This is a genomic window from Phytopseudomonas argentinensis, from assembly GCF_900113905.1.
Lineage (GTDB): Bacteria > Pseudomonadota > Gammaproteobacteria > Pseudomonadales > Pseudomonadaceae > Aquipseudomonas > Aquipseudomonas argentinensis.
The window spans coordinates 585,875-602,147 of record NZ_FORC01000003.1 but is presented as its reverse complement, the minus strand read 5'-3'; the positions used below and the strand labels follow the sequence as shown (position 1 = coordinate 602,147).

Here is a 16,273-nt window from a genome sequence, read left to right as displayed (position 1 = left end):
CAAGCGCCGCCCCTCGGTATCGCTTTGCTCAAAGCCAGGCTACCCAAGGCGAACTGCTCCTGTAGCCTGGGTTGAGCACAGCGATACCCGGGTGCAAATTGAGCGATGGAATACGACAAGGGCGCCGATTGGCGCCCTTGTCGTTTCAGTGATGCCCCGGTGTTTCCGGCTTGTCGAGGGTCTCGAACAGGGCGATCTGCAGGCGGGTGTGCACGCGAATGAACCAGCGCCACAGCACCGCCACCACACCAGCGGCGACCACACCAACCAGCAGCAGCATGTCGTTGGACGGCAGGATGCTCGACGACAGCGCGGTGAGCAGCACCATGATGCCGACCAGCGACAGCAGCGGGATCACCTCGGAAATCACCTTGCGCACCCGCGCCGTATGGCGACCGGCCTTCTCCTGGCGCACGCCCATCTCGGCGAGCAGCATGGAGAGCGCCTTGATCTTGCGGTACGCGGCGATCAGGCACGGCAGCGAGAGGATCAGCGCGGCGCCCCAGATCACCGCCTTGCGCAGGTTCTCCTGGTCGATCCACTCGGCCAGCCAGGTGCCGATCTGCGCGGCGAAGAAGGCGATGCCGAGGAAGATCGCCACCACGAAGGCCAGGTTGACCAGCACCTGCAGGACGATCTTGCGAATCATCCCCGCCAGAATCGCGCCCTGGCCTTGCGGCTGGATGCTGCGCAGCCACTCGCCGTACAGCGAGAACACCCGCGATACGCGCTGCGGCATGACCTTGCCGAGGCTCACCGCCAGCGGGTCGGCCGAGCGGATCAGGTACGGCGTGGTCAGGGTGGTGATCACCGACACGGCTACCGCGACCGGGTAAAGGAAGTCGCTGGTCACCTGCAGGGTCATGCCCAGGGTGGCGATGATGAAGGAGAACTCGCCGATCTGCGACAGGCCCATGCCGACGCGCAGTGAGGTGCGCCCGTCGTTGCCGGCGATAAAGGAGCCGACGCTGCACGACAGCACCTTGCCGACGATCACCGCCACGGTGATTACCGCGATCGGCCACGCGTATTCGACCAGCACGTTGGGGTCGAGCAGCAGGCCGATGGCGACGAAGAAGATCGCGCTGAACATGTCACGCACCGGCTCGATCAGCCGCTCGATCTGCACCAACTGGCGCGATTCGGCCATGATCGCGCCGATCAGGAAGGCGCCCAGCACCATGCTGTATTCCAGCTTGACCACCAGCAGGCAGAAGCCGAAGCACATCCCCAGTACCGCCACCAGCAGCATCTCGTTGCTCTCGAACTTCGCCACGTAGGCGAGGATGCGTGGCACCAGGATGATGCCGATGACCAGCGCGACGATCATGAACAGCGACAGCTTGCCGACGGTGGCGAACACCTCGCCGGTCTCTACCGTACCGCTCAGGGCGATACCGGAGAGCAGCGCGATGATGCCGATGCCGAGGATGTCCTCGACGATCAGCACACCGAAGATCAGCTGGGCGAAGCGCTCGTTCTTCATCTTCAGGTCGCCGAGCGCCTTGATGATGATGGTGGTCGAGGAAATCGCCAGGATCGCGCCGAGGAACAGCGAATCCATGGTGCTCCAGCCGAAGTAGCGACCGATCTCGAAACCGATCCAGATCATCAGGATGATTTCCAGGAACGCGGCGATGAACGCCGTGGCGCCGACGTTGAACAGCTTGCGCAGGCTGAATTCCAGCCCCAGGCAGAACATCAGAAAGATCACCCCCAGCTCGGCGAGGGTACGGATGGTCTCTTCATCGTGGATCAGGCCGAACGGCGGCGTATGCGGGCCGATCAGGAAACCGGCGAGGATGTAGCCGAGCACCACCGGCTGCTTGAAACGGTGGAAAAGCACGGTGACCACGCCGGCTACCAGCATGATCACCGCTAGATCCTGGATGAAGCTGATGGCATGCATGAGGAAACGGCTCCTTGTTTTGGGCAGGCACGAACGCGCGCGGGCGGCTGCTCGATGGTTCGTTGGAACCTGCTGGAAAGGGGGAAGATCGGCCCGTTGCTGGACCACATTGACCGCAGGTTAACATTCGCGCCTGGCACGTCACGGCGTGGAAATATTCAGAAATATTTGCTGCAAACCGCGAGGTGGTGCGTGTTAAAGCAGTGCCCGGAAGTGACGCCGGGCACCTCTCCTAGGTCACCTCAGGGCACTAACCGCGTCGTGGATGCCAGCAACCGATCAGCGCATCGGCTCCAGGGGCTCGGCGCTGACCTTCAGGTAGCTGCCGGCGACGCTGATGCCGGCCCCGCCGTACGCCTGGCAGCCCTGGTCGAGCACTTCCAGTACCTGGATATCCAGCCCCTCGTGGAGCAGCTGGACCGAGCAGCCCCTGGGCAACTCCGCTGCGGCCAGCTGAAAGTAGGCCTTGCCCCCCTGCAATACGCCCTGCAGGCTACCGATGGCCGCCGGGCCGTATTCCTCGACCTTGCCACCGGCGCGCAGTGGCGAGAAATTCGCGCGATAGCTGCCGTCCGCCTGGCGGCTGATATCCAGGCTGCTCCACACCGCCGCGCCGGCGTAACGTAGATAACGGCCTTCGATGCTGGCTGCCAGTTGCGGGTAGTCCACCGCCGCGGCCACGGAACGCAGGTTATTGCGGGTGGCGTTGCCCTGCATGCCTTCGGCCAATGCGAGGTTCAGCCAGGCACGGGCCTGGCCGGGCTGTTTGAGGCGCAGGCTGGTGACCACAAGGTTGTTCAGCGCCAGCTCACGGGCGGCGAGGCTGTCCTGTTCCAGTTCGGCACGGCGCAGCTGGCGCTCGAAGGCTTCGTCCGCCTCCTCGTAGCGGCCCGCCTGGTAGGCCGCGGTGCCGGCAGCGTTGCACAGGCTGACGCTGTCGCAGGGCTGCGGTGCAGCCTGGGCGATGCCGGCGAGCAGCGGCAACAGGGCCAGACAAATAATGGGGCGCGTCATGGGAACGTCCTGAATGAGTGAAAGACTATGGCTCTAGGAGTGAAATGCCGGTACATACGTTGCAGCAATCGCAGGCATAGACACAATCGACCAGCCAAGGCCGCGCAGACTGCCGACAATCACGCCCCAATCCACCTGATGAGCCAGACCTTATGGAACCCGGAAACGCCCAACTGTCGATGACCGTGCTGATGACCCCGGACATGGCCAATTTCTCCGGCAATGTACACGGCGGCACGCTGCTCAAGTACATGGACGAGGTCGCTTACGCCTGTGCCAGTCGCTACGCCGGCCGCTACGTGGTCACCCTGTCGGTGGACCAGGTGACCTTCCGCGAGCCGGTGCACGTCGGCGAACTGGTGACCTTCCTGGCCTCGGTCAACTACACCGGTCGCACGTCCATGGAAGTCGGCATCAAGGTGATCACCGAGAACATCCGTGAGCGCTCGGTACGCCACACCAACAGCTGCTTCTTCACCATGGTGGCGGTCGATGAAAACGGTAAGTCCACCGAAGTGCCGCCGCGTCAACCGGAGAGCTCCGAGGAGCGTCGCCGTTTCGAGCAGGGCCGCCAACGCCGCGAGATCCGTCAGGAGCTGGAAAGCCGCTACCGCGCACTCAAAGGCGAGGCGTGACAAGGCGCGCAGCAATGCCGAAGGGGAACGACATATTTTGTATAAAGACGTTTTAGTTATAAGTAAATTTTTAATATAAAATATTGGTCTTTATGGTCGGGCAATCCGACCCTGGCCGTTACGCTGTTCTGCGCGGTATCCGCTGCCGCGCAGGCATGCCAGGCCCTCTCACCAAGGAGACCGCATGCCGCATCACACACCCCTGATTGCGACGATCGCTGCCGGCTTCGTGCTGGCCTACCTGTTCGGCAGCCTGGCCAACCGCCTGCGCCTGTCGCCACTGGTAGGCTATCTGCTCGCCGGCGTGATCGTCGGCCCCTTCACGCCCGGCTTCGTTGCCGACAAGGAGCTGTCCCACGAGATATCCGAAATCGGCGTGATCCTGCTGATGTTCGGCGTGGGCCTGCACTTCTCCCTCAAAGACCTGATGTCGGTCAAACACATCGCCATCCCTGGCGCCGTGGTGCAAATCGCCGTGGCCACGCTGATGGGCATGGGCCTGTCCTGGGCGATGGGTTGGGGCTGGGGCGCCGGCCTGGTATTCGGCCTGGCGCTCTCAGTGGCCAGTACCGTGGTGTTGCTGCGCGCCCTCGAAGAGCGCCAGTTGATCGACACCCGCCGCGGCAAGATCGCTGTCGGCTGGCTGATTGTCGAAGACCTGGTGATGGTCCTCGCCCTGGTGCTGCTGCCGGCGCTGTCCGGCGTGCTCGGCGGCATTCCCCAGGGCGACGGCTCCAGCAGCATCGGCATGCAGCTGTTGATTACCCTCGGCAAGGTCAGCGCCTTCGTGGTGCTGATGGTGGTGGTTGGCCGACGGGTCATTCCCTGGCTGCTGGAGCGCAGCGCCGGCACCGGTTCGCGCGAGCTGTTCACCCTTGCCGTGCTGGCCATCGCCATGGGCATCGCCTACGGCTCGGCGCAACTGTTCGGCGTGTCCTTTGCCCTCGGCGCCTTCTTCGCCGGGATGATCCTCAACGAGTCGGAGTACAGCCACAAGGCCGCCGAAGATTCGCTGCCGCTGCGCGACGCCTTCGCGGTGCTGTTCTTCGTTTCGGTAGGCATGCTGTTCAACCCGGCGATTCTGCTCGAGCAGCCGCTGCTGGTGCTGGGCACCTTCCTGGTCATCGTGCTCGGCAAGTCGCTGGCGGCGATGCTCATCGTGCTGGCCTTCCGCAAACCGCTGAGCACCGCGCTGACCATTTCGGTGAGCCTGGCGCAGATCGGCGAGTTCTCGTTCATCCTCATCGGCCTGGGCATCGGCCTGAACCTGGTGCCGGAAGCGGCGCGCGACCTGGTGCTGGCGGGCGCGATCCTGTCGATCCTGTGCAACCCCCTGCTGTTCCTGTTGATCGACCGCCTGCAGCCGTGGCTGGACCGCCGCGAGAACACCACACCGGCCGACCAGGTCAGCGTGGCGGACAGTGAAGACAACGACCTGCACCCGATCACCGAAACCGGCCACGCCATCCTTATCGGTCACGGCCGTGTGGGCAGCCGTATCAGCCGGCGCCTGCGCGGTGAAGGCGTGCCGCTGGTGATCATCGACGACAACCGTACCCGCGCCCAGGAACTGCGCGAGGAAGGCTTCAGCGTGGTGCTTGGCAACGCCGCCAGCACCCATGTACTGGAGCTGGCCAACGTCACCTCGGCGCGCTGGCTGATGATCGCCATCCCCAACAGCCTGGAGGCCGGGCAGATCGCCATTCACGGCCGCCAGGCCAATGCCGATCTGGACATCATCGCCCGCGCCCATTTCGACGACGAGGTCGACTACCTGCAGACCCACGAAGCCGATCTGGTGGTGATGGGCGAGCGCGAAATCGCCCGGGTGATGTTCGAGCGGCTCGGCCTTCAGGCGCCCGCGCCGGTTACGCCGCTGCCGATCAATCCCCATGGTATGGCCAGCTGAGGCGAAGGCAGCGATAAGCTGCCTGACAACCGATTCACGGCGGCAACTGTCACCGTGGATCGGGTAAGCTGAGCGCTCCTCGTCGCGAGTTCGTCCGCCATGTTGACCCTCGGCAACCTGTTCATCCTCATGCTGCTCGCCGCCGGCGCCGCCTGGCTGTGGCATGGCCACGGCATTCGCGAGCGTGCGCTGACGCGGGTCAAGCAGCACTGCACCAAACTGGATATCGAACTGCTCGACGGCAACGTGGCCTTCCAGCGCTTCGCCGTCGTGCGCGATGGCCGCGGTAACCGGCGCTTCGCACGGATCTACGGGTTCGAGTTCACCGTGACCGGCGAGCAGCGCCACAGTGGGCGGGTGGTCATGTTCGGCGCGCATCTGGGCAACATCGAGCTGGACCCCTACCCGTTCCGCGAACCGCCGGCGGCCCTTGCCCCCGCAAGCGAGCCTGCCCCTGCCCCACGGCAATCTGGCCAGGTGATCGAACTGCAGCAATGGCGCCGCGACCACCCCACTTCGCGGGACTGATTGGCTTAGGGTCTGTGCTATCGTCGGCCGCTCTCCGGCCAGGTTGACCCGCTTGATTTCCTCCCGCCCCCTGCGCATTGCCCTACTGACTGCCCTGTTGCTGGCGGGCCTGTGCCTGTGCGCCTACCTGGCCGAACGCCAGGCCGAGCGCCAGCGCCTTGCCGAAGCCGGGCAGCAGGCCCAGGAACAGCTGGCCGCCTATGCCGGTACCCTGCAAACCCTGATCGACCGCTACCGCGCCCTGCCCGCCGTACTGGCGCTCGATCCAGAGCTCGTGGAGGCGCTGCAACGTCCGCTCACCCCGGTGCTGCAACACCGCCTGAACATCAAGCTCGAAGCCATCAATGCCGCGGCCCATTCCTCCACATTGCAGGTGATGAATGCCGATGGCCTCGGCGTCGCCGCCAGCAACTGGCGCCTGCCGACCAGCTACGTCGGCCACGACTACAGCTTTCGCCCGTACTTCAGCGAAGCCCGTGAGCACGACACCGGGCGCTTCTACGCAGTAGGTGTGACCAGCGGCATTCCCGGCTACTTCCTGTCCCACGCGGTGCGCGACAGCCGCGGGCGGTTCCTTGGCACCGTGGTGGTCAAGCTGGAGTTTCCGGGCATCGAGCAGGCCTGGAGCCAGAGCCCCCACGTATTGCTGGTCAGCGATCGCCAGGGCATCACCTTTATCGCCAACCGGCCGGCCTGGCGCTACCGCGAGTTGCAGCCGATTTCCGCGGCGCTGCGCGAGACCCTCGCCGCCACCCGCCAGTACGACAAGAAGCCCCTGGCGCCGTTGAGTTATCAACAGCGCCAGTCGCTGGCCGATGACGGTCGCCTGGTGCGAATCGATGACCGCGAGCTGGCCGGCGACTACCTGTGGGAAACCCGCGAGCTGGCCAGCGAAGGCTGGACCCTGCACCTGCTGCGCGACACCCGCAGCCTGGCTGGCAGCAGCTACACCGCGGCGCTGGCCGCTGGTGGCGCCTGGCTGGCGCTGTTCCTGCTGGGCCTTGTGCTGCACCAGCGCTGGCGCATCGCCCGTCTGCGCCAGCGCGCCAGCGATGAGTTGCAGGCACTGGTCGAACAGCGCACCGCCGCCTTGCGCACCGCCCAGGAGGGGCTAGTGCAGGCCGCCAAGCTGGCCGCTCTGGGGCAGATGTCGGCGGCGCTGGCCCACGAGATCAACCAGCCACTGACTGCCCTGCAGGTGCACCTCGGCACCCTCCGGATGATCCTCGCCGATGGCGAACTGGAAGAGGCGCGCCAGTCCCTCGTACGCCACGAAGAACTGCTGCAGCGCATGGCGGCGCTGGCCGGCCACCTGAAGACCTACGCCCGCAAAAGCCCCGGCGGCCTGCGCGAGACCCTGGAAATGGGCGCCGTGCTCGACAAGGCGCTGCAGCTGCTGGAACCGCGCCTGCGTGATGTCGAGGTTGAGATCCGCCGTACGCCCGAGCAGCCAGCCTGGGTGGCTGGCGATGCGATTCGCCTCGAGCAGGTGCTGGTCAACCTGATCCGCAACGCCCTGGATGCCATGCAGAATTGCCCGGCGCCACGCATGAATCTGGAGCTGGTGCTCGACGGCGATCACTGGCTGCTGCATGTCGACGACATCGGCAGCGGAATTGCCGCCGAGAACCTGCCCCATCTGTTCGACCCGTTCTTCACCACCAAACCGGTGGGCGATGGCCTGGGCCTTGGTCTCGCGGTGTCCTACGCCATCGTCCGCGAACTGGACGGCGACCTGCAGGCTGCCAACCGCCCTGAAGGCGGCGCACGCTTTACCCTGCACCTGCCCGCCGCCACCGCCCCACAGGAGCTGCCATGAAACCCAGCGTGATGTTCGTCGACGACGAGGCACCGATCCGCGACGCGGTGCGCCAGTGGCTGGAGCGCTCCGGCTTCGAGGTGCAGCTGTGCGCCAGTGGCCGCGAATGCCTGGAGCGGCTGCCGGAGGATTACCCCGGTGTGGTGATCAGTGACCTGCGCATGCCGGGCATGGACGGCATGGCGCTGCTCGAGCAGGTGCAGGCACGCGATGCCGGGCTGCCATTCCTGCTGGTGTCGGCCCATGGCGACGTGCCCCAGGCAGTGGAGGCCATGCGCCTGGGCGCCTACGACTTCATCGAGAAGCCCTTCACCCCCGAGCGCCTGCTCGGCAGCCTGCGCCGCGCTCTGGAAAAGCGCCAGCTGACCCAGGAGAACCGCCAGCTGCGCCAGCAGGTCGAGCACAAGGACGAACTGGCCGGGCGCCTGCTCGGCTCGTCGGCCACCATGGTGCAACTGCGCCGCCAGGTGCTGGAGCTGGCGCAGACGCCGGCCAACGTGCTGATGCGCGGCGAAACCGGCAGCGGCAAGGAGCTGGTGGCCCGCTGCCTGCACGACTTCGGCCCGCGGGCCAAGGGCCCGTTCGTGGCGCTGAACTGCGCGGCGATCCCGGAGAACCTGTTCGAGAGCGAGCTGTTCGGCCACGAGAGCGGCGCCTTTACCGGCGCCCAGGGCAAGCGTATCGGCAAGATCGAACACGCCAACGGCGGCACCCTGTTTCTCGACGAGATCGAAAGCATGCCCCTGGGCCAGCAGGTCAAGCTCTTGCGTGTGCTGCAGGAGCGTCAGTTGGAACGACTCGGCTCCAACCAGGTGATCAGCCTCGACCTGCGCGTGGTCACCGCCACCAAGCCGGACCTGCACGAGCGCGTGCGTGAGGGCAGCTTCCGCCAGGACCTGCTCTATCGCCTCAACGTCGCCGAGCTGCAGCTGCCGGCGCTGCGCGAGCATCGCGAGGACGTGCCGCTGCTGTTCGAGTACCACGCCCGGCAGATCGCCGAGCGCTTCGAGCGCCCGCTACCACCGATCACGCCGACGCTGCTGGCCCATCTGCTGGCTCATGACTGGCCGGGCAACGTGCGCGAACTGGTCAACGCCGCCGAGCGCCACGTGCTGGCACTGTCCGGTTCCGCCAGCCAGCCGGCCGCTGTGGATAACTCCCTCGGCGCACGCATGGAGGCCTTCGAGGCGCAGTGCCTGCGCGAAGCCCTCGCCAGTTGCCACGGCGACATGAAGCGGGTCACCGAGCTGCTGCAACTGCCACGCCGCACCCTCAACGAGAAGATGCAGCGCCACGGTCTGCTGCGTACCGACTTTCTCGACAGCGATGTACCCGGCGTCGGCTGAGTCGCCTGGCAAGATTCCGCCAGCCTACCTGCAGTGCTAGCGGATTTTCGCTAGAAACCACCTTTCCGATTTCGTCACAACGCCCAAAGGGCGGGCCTTTCAGCGCCTGGCACAGCTTCTGCAATGGTCCAGCCAGCGCCTGCACGGGCGTACAAGAATAATGACGATATCGAGGTTCCCCCTGATGGAAAGCACCAGCACGCTGTCTGCCTCTGCGCCTACGCGCACCACGTCCCAACGCATCAAATCGATTTTCAGCGGTTCGGTCGGCAATCTGGTCGAGTGGTACGACTGGTACGTCTACGCCGCCTTCTCGCTGTACTTCGCCAAGGCCTTCTTCCCGCAAGGCGACCTGACTGCCCAGCTGCTTAACACCGCCGCGATCTTCGCCGTGGGCTTTTTGATGCGCCCGATCGGCGGCTGGCTGATGGGCATCTATGCCGACCGCAAGGGCCGCAAGGCGGCGCTGCTGGCCTCGGTGCTGCTGATGTGCTTCGGCTCGCTGATCATCGCCCTGACCCCCAGCTATGAAACCATCGGCGTCGCCGCGCCGGTGCTGCTGGTGGTCGCGCGTCTCTTGCAGGGCCTGTCGGTGGGTGGCGAGTACGGCACTTCGGCCACCTACCTGTCGGAGATGGCCACCAAGGAACGTCGCGGCTTCTTCTCCAGCTTCCAGTATGTGACGCTGATCTCCGGCCAGCTCATCGCCCTGGCGGTGCTGATCATCCTGCAGCAGACACTGACCGTCGAACAGCTGGAAACCTGGGGCTGGCGCGTACCCTTCGTGATCGGAGCCATGTGCGCGGTGGTAGCGCTGTACCTGCGTCGTGGCATGGAGGAGACCGACTCGTTCAAGAAGACCGAGGCGCCGAAGGAAAACATCATGCGCACCCTGCTGCGCCATCCCAAGGAACTGCTCACCGTGGTCGGCCTTACCATGGGCGGCACCTTGGCCTTCTACACCTACACCACCTACATGCAGAAGTACCTGGTCAACACCGTGGGCATGAGCAAAAACGACTCGACCATGATCTCGGCCGCCACGCTGTTCCTGTTCATGCTGCTGCAGCCGCTGGTCGGCGCGCTGTCCGACAAGATCGGCCGCCGCCCGATCCTGATCGCCTTCGGGGTACTGGGCACGCTGTTCACCTACCCGATCCTGACCACCCTGCACACGGTGCAGAGCTGGTGGGGCGCGTTCTTCCTGATCATGGCGGCGCTGATCATCGTCAGTGGCTACACCTCGATCAACGCGGTGGTGAAGGCCGAACTGTTTCCCACCGAGATCCGCGCCCTGGGCGTCGGCCTGCCATACGCACTGACCGTGTCGATCTTCGGTGGCACCGCCGAGTACGTGGCGCTGTGGTTCAAGAGCGTGGGCATGGAGAGCGGCTTCTATTGGTACGTGACCGGCTGCATCGCCTGCTCGCTGCTGGTGTACATCACCATGAAGGACACCCGCACGCATTCGCGGATCACCACGGACTAAACCTGCCATGCCGGGCGCCCTACGCGGCGCCCCGCTTGGAGCCTGTTCACGACCCTTCGGCTCGACTTCAGCGCTCTGACTGCAAAGTGGCGAAAGCGGCGGTCGGCCGCTTTGCCTTTAAGGTGCTCCTCATGCCACAGAATTATCAGACGACACCAATCGCCCCTTCAGGAGGCCGAGCGGAATCGTTGTGAAGAGGGTTGAGCGACATGGATGTCGCGAGAGCCGCGATGGGCCAGAGACGGCCCTTCGTGGGGGGCCGCCTAGGTCGGGCCCTTGGAACAATGATGGAGCGAGGGAACCCCAGCGAAGCTGGGGCCGTATGCCGGGGCTAGACCTTTTGGTTTCTTTTGGCGGGGCCGGCCATCCGGGCGATGCCAAAAGAAACCCGCTCGACAGAGCGGAACCGAACGTATCCACAACGCGATAACGCTGGCAAACCAAAGGCCACGCATAGCGTGCGGGACGTAAAGAGCTCGCGGCTAAAGCCCCTCCCACGAGTTCCGCGAACGGCTGCTTTTGCCTTGTAGCAGCCTCTTTATATCGCCTAAAAAGATCGCCAACAGGCTCTTACAGTCGGCAGGCCGCCATGCCGGCCTGCAACGCCGCCTCGTTCTGAGGGCCGGTGAAGATCAGTTCCAGCCGCGAATCCTTGCGCCACTCGCTGTTCTGCCAGTGCAATACCTGGCCTTCCAGAGCATTGGCCGACAGCCAGCCGGCGTTGGTGTGCAACACCAGCTTGGCGCGCCGCCAGGGCAGTGTCGCCAGCCATTGCTGGACCGCCATCAGGTCGAAGCGCTGGCTGGGGTGCCAGCGCCAGCCGATGCTCCAGCCTTCGGGCTGATCCTGAATCAGGCAGATCGGCTTATCGGCACTGCGCCACACCAGCGCAGGCGGCGGTGGACCGTCCGGCAGGAGGCCGCCAGCCGCGACATCGGCTATCGCGGATGCCTTCGGTAATTGGCTGAACGGCAATACGCCCTGGCTCGTCCAGAAGCGGGCTTGCTGGAAGCCCGCTTCGAGACGCGCGCGCGTTGCCGTATCCAGCCCTTCGCTCTTGTTCAGCACCAGCAGCCCGGCGTGAGCCAGGGCGTCACGCTGGGTGTCGGCAAGCGGCTGATCGGCCGCCAGGGCTGCGGCGTCGAGCACCATCAGTAGCGGTTGCACGGCGAGCACGCCCTTCCAGGGCACCTGGCTCAGTTGCTCCAGCAGCGCAAGGGGATGCCCCAGGCCGGACGGCTCGATAAACAGCCGATCCGGTTTGGCCTTGCGCAGCAGCCGGCCCAGGCCGACCTGGAAAGGCACGCCGTTGACGCAGCACAGGCAGCCCCCGGCCACTTCGCTGAAACTCAGACCCTCCTCGTCGCGGGCCAGCAGGGCGGCGTCCAGGCCGATCTGGCCGAACTCGTTGATCAGCACCGCCCAGCGCTCAGCCGCGGGCCGTTGCGCCAGCAGCTGGCGGATCAGGCTGGTCTTGCCGGCGCCCAGTGAGCCGGCGATCAGGTGGGTAGGTATCAGTTTGAGCATGGCGCTATGGTGAAGGCTTGGCGACGTGGGGGAAAGCCCGGTGGGCGTTGATCGAGCGAAAGGCGAGAGTCTGCCGGCGTTTCAATGCGAGCCGCGTTGCCGCGAAACGTCAACAGCCCCTAAAATCGCCGCATCTTTTCTGGAGTTGGCTCAATGCGCCGTTTGCTGCCCCTGCTATTGTGTGGTCTGTCCGGCTTGGCCTGGGGCGAAGCCTGCGTGGTGCACAGCCAGGCCGAGCGGCTGGACGTGAAGGTCTGCCAGCAGAACCGCAGCATCCCGCCGAACCTGTTCCGCAGCGGCTTCTGCCAGCCGCAGCTCAAGGGCCAGAAGGTCGATGTCAGCTTCGTCGAGCAGTGCCCGGTGGGCGCCTTTGGCGTGTGCCGCAACGCCCGGATCGGCGGCACCCCGTATCAGCAGGACATCCACTACTACGGCGTGGCCGAAGACGCCGCCTACCTCAAGCCGTTCTGCGAAGGGCAAAGCAAGGGCGTGTGGATGGCTTACTGAAAGCCTGTTCATAGTTTTTCTGCCCAGATGCGTCGATTTTGACAGCTAAGTGGCGGGGCGGCCCACCCTACAGATCGTGCCAGCCTCGTAGGGTGGGCCGGGCGGCGATCCGCTTCAGCCCACCAATATGAGCAGGTTTGAATCGCAGCACGACCGGCCGCTTTTGCCTTGTAGGTGCCGCTTCATGCACATGCAGATCGCGAGCAGGCTCCAAGCCGTCATTCAATCGTCATCTCTTTCGGCGTTAATACAGCCTCTCTTGGCTGCCGGACAGGCCCGGTGGCGATGTTGCTGCGCTCAGGCGCAGCATTTTTTTGCCCGCGCTTCGGCCATCACGCCAGCCAATCCAAGGTCAGCAGCAGGCGACGCTCACCGGCAGGCAAGGCGGGCGAGCGGTGGATCAGCCCGCGTCCTTCGTTACCGACCCAGCGCTCACCCTTGACCAGCGCCACGTGGCCGCAGTCGATCTGCTCGACTAAGGCGCCGTCCCTGGGCAACGCCTGCGCACCACCCAACAGCTGACGCGACAGGTTGCCTTCGCCCAGCCACTGGCTGCCGGGGCCGGCATAGCTGGTGATCAGCCGTAGCGGTACATGATCGACGTGGAAGCGCGGGCACATGGCACCATCCAGCGCGCGCAGGCGCAGGCCGATCCGCCGCGCATCGAGCAGGCAGGCATAGGCGCGCAACAGCCAGGCCACGTCCGCCAGGAATGCCGCCTGGCCGGGCAGGTCGCTATAGCCGCTCAGCAGCCCGTGCAGATCGGGATCGGCATCGGGATCGGCCAGCTCGATGCTCAGGGATTCGGCCAGCGGCTCGCCCTGGGCCAGCAAGCTGCTGGCGAACGCAGCGAGATGCTCGGGCAGCTGGCGCTGCCAGACCGCCAGGTTGACCTCGTCACGCAGGGCGTCGCCGAGGATCTCGATGCGCTCGCTGCTGACCTGCAGCGGCGCCGGCTGTACCTTGAGCTCCAGCATCACGCGGCCTCCTGCCAGGGGCCGAATGGATCGGGCAGCTGCAGCCAGGTCTCGACGCCGGCGGCCATTTCCGCATCGCTGAGCAGGCAGGCGTCCAGCTCGGCATGCAGCTTGTCGAAGTCGATGTGCTGGCCGATGAACACCAGCTCCTGGCGGCAATCACCGCTGGCCTTGTCCCACTGGCGGATGATGCCCTTGAGTTCGTCCTCGTCCTGGGGCCATTGGCTCTTCGGCACGAAGCGCCACCAGCGCCCGGCCAGGCCATGACGCATCAGGCCGCCGGCCTGGGACCAGCTGCCCGCCTCCTGATACTTGCTGGCCAGCCAGAAAAAGCCCTTGGAGCGCAGCAGCCGGCCGTTGGTCCACTCGCGGCTGAGAAAATCGAAGAACCGCTGCGGATGGAAGGGCCGCCGTGCCCGGTAAGCGCTGGAGGCGATGCCGTACTCCTCGGTCTCCGGCAGGTGCTCGCCACGCAGCTCCTTGAGCCAGCCGGGCGACTCGGCGGCGCGCTCGAAGTCGAACAGGCCGGTGTCGAGAATGGTGTTCAGCGGCACCGCGCCCATGCTCATCGGCACGATCCTGGCGCGGGTGTTGAGGCGGCGCAGGATGGCGGTCAGCTCTTCGCGCTCGGCCCGGCTGATCAGGTCTATCTTGCTGATCAGCAGCACGTCGGCGAATTCGATCTGCTCGATCAGCAGGTCGGTGATCGAGCGCTCGTCCTCCTCGCCCAGGGTTTCACCGCGGCTGGCGAGGGTCTGCGCGGCCTGGAAGTCGGGCAGGAAATTCACCCCGTCGACCACCGTCACCAGGGTATCCAGGCGTGCCAGATCGGCCAGGCTCTGGCCCTGTTCGTCGCGAAAGGTGAAGGTCTCGGCCACCGGCAGCGGCTCGGAAATGCCGGTGGACTCGATCAGCAGGTAGTCGAAGCGGCCGTCGCGGGCCAGCTTGCTGACCTCGTCGAGCAGGTCCTCGCGAAGGGTACAGCAGATGCAGCCGTTGCTCATCTCGACCAGCTTCTCTTCGGCGCGATTGAGGCTGACGCCCTTCTGCACCTCGCTGCCATCGATGTTGATTTCACTCATATCGTTGACGATCACCGCGACACGCAGGCCGTCACGGTTCTTCAGCACATGGTTGAGCAGGGTGCTCTTGCCGGCACCGAGAAAGCCGGAAAGCACGGTCACGGGAAGGCGGTTGGGCATGGCGGGGTCCTCATCAGCATCAGGGTTCACAGGTCACGTTGGTGGCGTTCGCGCTGTTCTTCGCGCTCTTTCGCTTCGATACACAGGGTGGCGGTGGGCCGCAGCAGCAGGCGACGTAGACCGATCGGCTCGCCGGTCTCCCGGCACCAGCCGTACTCGCCACGGGCCAGGCGATCGAGGGCCTGATCGATCTTGTCGAGCAGCTTCTTTTCCCGCTCCAGCAGGCGCAGTTGCCATTGCCGTTGCTCCTCGCGGCTGGCGATGTCGGCCTCGTCGGCGGGCCGCTCCTGCTCGCGCAATTCGCCGAACTCGCCGTCGATACGCTGCTGCAGTTCCTCGCGCTGGCGAACCAGCAGGTCGCGAAAGAACGCCTGCTGGGCATCGTTCATGTAGGCCTCGGGGGGCTGGGCGATCAATTCATCGGGGGTCATGGTGGGCTCACGGATCACTTAATTGTTATAACATAACATTAAATATTCCATTGTCATGCTGCTCCGCACCGAGGAAACCGATGAATCGTCAGACCACGCTGCCCGATATCGCCGCACAACGCAGCACGCAACCGGCCGCACCACTCGACTGGGTGGGCATGCGCGGTATCGCCCTGCCGCTGCGGCTGGGCGAGCAACCGATCAATGCCCAGGTAGATGCCGGGGTCAGCCTGGACGACGGGCAGGCCCGTGGCATCCATATGTCACGCCTTTACCTGGCCCTGGCCGACCTGCAGTTGGAGCCCCTGTCACCGGCAACGCTGCGCCGCGTGCTGGAGGATTTCCTGCGTAGCCACCAGGGGCTGTCGCACTGCGCCCATCTGGAGCTGCGCGGCGACTGGCTGATCCCGCGCCCGGCGCTGATCAGTCCGCTCGCCGGCTACAAGGCCTATCCGCTGACCCTCAGCGCCCGGCTCGATCCTGCGGGTTTCCACCTCGAGCTGGGCCTGCGCCTGGACTATTCGTCGACCTGCCCCTGCTCGGCCGCCCTGGCTCGGCAGTTGATCCAGCAGCGCTTCGCCGACGACTTCGCCGATCGCCCGCTGGACTACGACGCCCTTCACGCCTGGCTTGGCAGCACGGGGATCGTCGCTACCCCACATAGCCAGCGCAGCGAGGCGCATATCCGCGTGCGCCTGCCCAGCGAGGCGAACAGCCTGCCGTTCCTGGCGCTGCTCGACGGTGCCGAAGCCGCCCTGGGCACCGCCGTACAGACCGCCGTCAAACGCGCCGACGAACAGGCCTTTGCCCTGGCCAACGGCCAGAACCTGATGTTCTGCGAGGACGCTGCACGCCGCGTGCACCAGGCATTGCTGGCAATGCCAGGTATCAACGGCTTCCACATCCAGGTTACCCATGCCGAAAGCCTGCATGCCCACGACGCCGTGGCCAGCACCAGCCACTGCTGGTGTTGAAACCCC

Annotated in this window: 14 protein-coding genes; 8 read left to right on the top strand and 6 right to left on the bottom strand. The window is 65.2% G+C overall.

Translation table 11 applies throughout. The features are described from left to right. Window positions 1–145: 145 nt before the first annotated feature. Together BM154_RS17250 and BM154_RS17245 are read right to left on the bottom strand one after the other, a co-directional pair. Window positions 146–1,909 carry a cation:proton antiporter gene (locus tag BM154_RS17250; protein ID WP_074886819.1) on the bottom strand — a complete coding sequence of 588 codons (1,764 nt, stop codon included), beginning with the start codon at window positions 1,907–1,909 and terminating at the stop codon, window positions 146–148. Between the two features lie 279 nt (window positions 1,910–2,188). Further along, window positions 2,189–2,923, bottom strand: a complete 735-nt coding sequence (locus tag BM154_RS17245) for a tetratricopeptide repeat protein (protein ID WP_074886816.1) — start codon at window positions 2,921–2,923, stop codon at window positions 2,189–2,191. 152 nt (window positions 2,924–3,075) lie between these two features. Between BM154_RS17245 and BM154_RS17240 the strand changes: the two genes are divergently transcribed. The 6 genes from BM154_RS17240 to BM154_RS17215 all read left to right on the top strand — a co-directional run bounded on the left by BM154_RS17240 (window position 3,076) and on the right by BM154_RS17215 (window position 10,649). Then, window positions 3,076–3,558 (top strand): acyl-CoA thioesterase, encoded by a 483-nt coding sequence (locus BM154_RS17240; RefSeq protein ID WP_027903132.1) that lies wholly within the window; start codon window positions 3,076–3,078, stop codon window positions 3,556–3,558. Between the two features lie 184 nt (window positions 3,559–3,742). Continuing rightward, complete coding sequence (gene ybaL / locus BM154_RS17235; protein ID WP_074886814.1) at window positions 3,743–5,467, top strand: YbaL family putative K(+) efflux transporter; 1,725 nt, start codon at window positions 3,743–3,745, stop codon at window positions 5,465–5,467. 99 nt (window positions 5,468–5,566) lie between these two features. After that, on the top strand, window positions 5,567–5,995 hold the full coding sequence (locus tag BM154_RS17230) for a DUF3301 domain-containing protein (RefSeq protein WP_074886811.1): 429 nt from the start codon (window positions 5,567–5,569) through the stop codon (window positions 5,993–5,995). Between the two features lie 52 nt (window positions 5,996–6,047). Beyond that, a complete protein-coding gene (locus BM154_RS17225; RefSeq protein WP_167364697.1) occupies window positions 6,048–7,814 on the top strand; it encodes an ATP-binding protein in 1,767 nt (588 codons plus the stop codon). Then, on the top strand, window positions 7,811–9,160 hold the full coding sequence (locus tag BM154_RS17220; protein ID WP_074886808.1) for a sigma-54-dependent transcriptional regulator: 1,350 nt from the start codon (window positions 7,811–7,813) through the stop codon (window positions 9,158–9,160). The genes BM154_RS17225 and BM154_RS17220 overlap by 4 nt, the downstream gene beginning before the upstream one ends. A 184-nt stretch (window positions 9,161–9,344) precedes the next feature. Then, window positions 9,345–10,649, top strand: coding sequence for an MFS transporter (locus BM154_RS17215; protein ID WP_074886805.1), 1,305 nt, complete (start codon window positions 9,345–9,347; stop codon window positions 10,647–10,649). A 570-nt stretch (window positions 10,650–11,219) separates the two neighbouring features. Here BM154_RS17215 and BM154_RS17210 read toward each other — a convergent pair. Next, a complete protein-coding gene (locus tag BM154_RS17210; RefSeq protein ID WP_074886801.1) occupies window positions 11,220–12,176 on the bottom strand; it encodes a CobW family GTP-binding protein in 957 nt (318 codons plus the stop codon). A gap of 153 nt (window positions 12,177–12,329) precedes the next feature. On the opposite strand from BM154_RS17210, the gene BM154_RS17205 reads away from it, so the two are divergent. Continuing rightward, window positions 12,330–12,683, top strand: a complete 354-nt coding sequence (locus tag BM154_RS17205) for an NADH:ubiquinone oxidoreductase (protein ID WP_074886798.1) — start codon at window positions 12,330–12,332, stop codon at window positions 12,681–12,683. Window positions 12,684–13,015: 332 nt separating this feature from the next. On the opposite strand, the gene BM154_RS17200 is transcribed toward BM154_RS17205, so the two are convergent. The 3 genes from BM154_RS17200 to dksA are packed head-to-tail and all read right to left on the bottom strand — an operon-like array spanning window position 13,016 to window position 15,293. After that, window positions 13,016–13,660: a DUF1826 domain-containing protein gene (locus BM154_RS17200; protein WP_074886795.1), complete on the bottom strand. Its 645-nt coding sequence runs from the start codon at window positions 13,658–13,660 to the stop codon at window positions 13,016–13,018. Beyond that, on the bottom strand, window positions 13,660–14,862 hold the full coding sequence (gene zigA, locus BM154_RS17195; protein ID WP_074886790.1) for a zinc metallochaperone GTPase ZigA: 1,203 nt from the start codon (window positions 14,860–14,862) through the stop codon (window positions 13,660–13,662). The genes BM154_RS17200 and zigA overlap by 1 nt, the downstream gene beginning before the upstream one ends. 26 nt (window positions 14,863–14,888) lie before the next feature. Further along, window positions 14,889–15,293 carry an RNA polymerase-binding protein DksA gene (gene dksA / locus BM154_RS17190; RefSeq protein WP_074886787.1) on the bottom strand — a complete coding sequence of 135 codons (405 nt, stop codon included), beginning with the start codon at window positions 15,291–15,293 and terminating at the stop codon, window positions 14,889–14,891. Window positions 15,294–15,373: 80 nt separating this feature from the next. On the opposite strand from dksA, the gene folE2 reads away from it, so the two are divergent. Next, a complete protein-coding gene (folE2, locus tag BM154_RS17185; RefSeq protein WP_074886784.1) occupies window positions 15,374–16,267 on the top strand; it encodes a GTP cyclohydrolase FolE2 in 894 nt (297 codons plus the stop codon). Window positions 16,268–16,273 lie beyond the last annotated feature (6 nt).

Excerpts from the sequence above, each read along its gene's own strand:
- zigA (WP_074886790.1), bottom strand. The coding sequence starts at position 14,862 with ATGCCCAACCGCCTTCCCGTGACCGTGCTTTCCGGCTTTCTCGGTGCC.
- BM154_RS17200 (WP_074886795.1), bottom strand. The coding sequence starts at position 13,660 with ATGCTGGAGCTCAAGGTACAGCCGGCGCCGCTGCAGGTCAGCAGCGAG.
- BM154_RS17215 (WP_074886805.1), top strand. The coding sequence starts at position 9,345 with ATGGAAAGCACCAGCACGCTGTCTGCCTCTGCGCCTACGCGCACCACG.
- dksA (WP_074886787.1), bottom strand. The coding sequence starts at position 15,293 with ATGACCCCCGATGAATTGATCGCCCAGCCCCCCGAGGCCTACATGAAC.
- BM154_RS17230 (WP_074886811.1), top strand. The coding sequence starts at position 5,567 with ATGTTGACCCTCGGCAACCTGTTCATCCTCATGCTGCTCGCCGCCGGC.
- ybaL (WP_074886814.1), top strand. The coding sequence starts at position 3,743 with ATGCCGCATCACACACCCCTGATTGCGACGATCGCTGCCGGCTTCGTG.
- folE2 (WP_074886784.1), top strand. The coding sequence starts at position 15,374 with ATGAATCGTCAGACCACGCTGCCCGATATCGCCGCACAACGCAGCACG.
- BM154_RS17240 (WP_027903132.1), top strand. The coding sequence starts at position 3,076 with ATGGAACCCGGAAACGCCCAACTGTCGATGACCGTGCTGATGACCCCG.
- BM154_RS17210 (WP_074886801.1), bottom strand. The coding sequence starts at position 12,176 with ATGCTCAAACTGATACCTACCCACCTGATCGCCGGCTCACTGGGCGCC.
- BM154_RS17220 (WP_074886808.1), top strand. The coding sequence starts at position 7,811 with ATGAAACCCAGCGTGATGTTCGTCGACGACGAGGCACCGATCCGCGAC.
- BM154_RS17205 (WP_074886798.1), top strand. The coding sequence starts at position 12,330 with ATGCGCCGTTTGCTGCCCCTGCTATTGTGTGGTCTGTCCGGCTTGGCC.
- BM154_RS17245 (WP_074886816.1), bottom strand. The coding sequence starts at position 2,923 with ATGACGCGCCCCATTATTTGTCTGGCCCTGTTGCCGCTGCTCGCCGGC.
- BM154_RS17250 (WP_074886819.1), bottom strand. The coding sequence starts at position 1,909 with ATGCATGCCATCAGCTTCATCCAGGATCTAGCGGTGATCATGCTGGTA.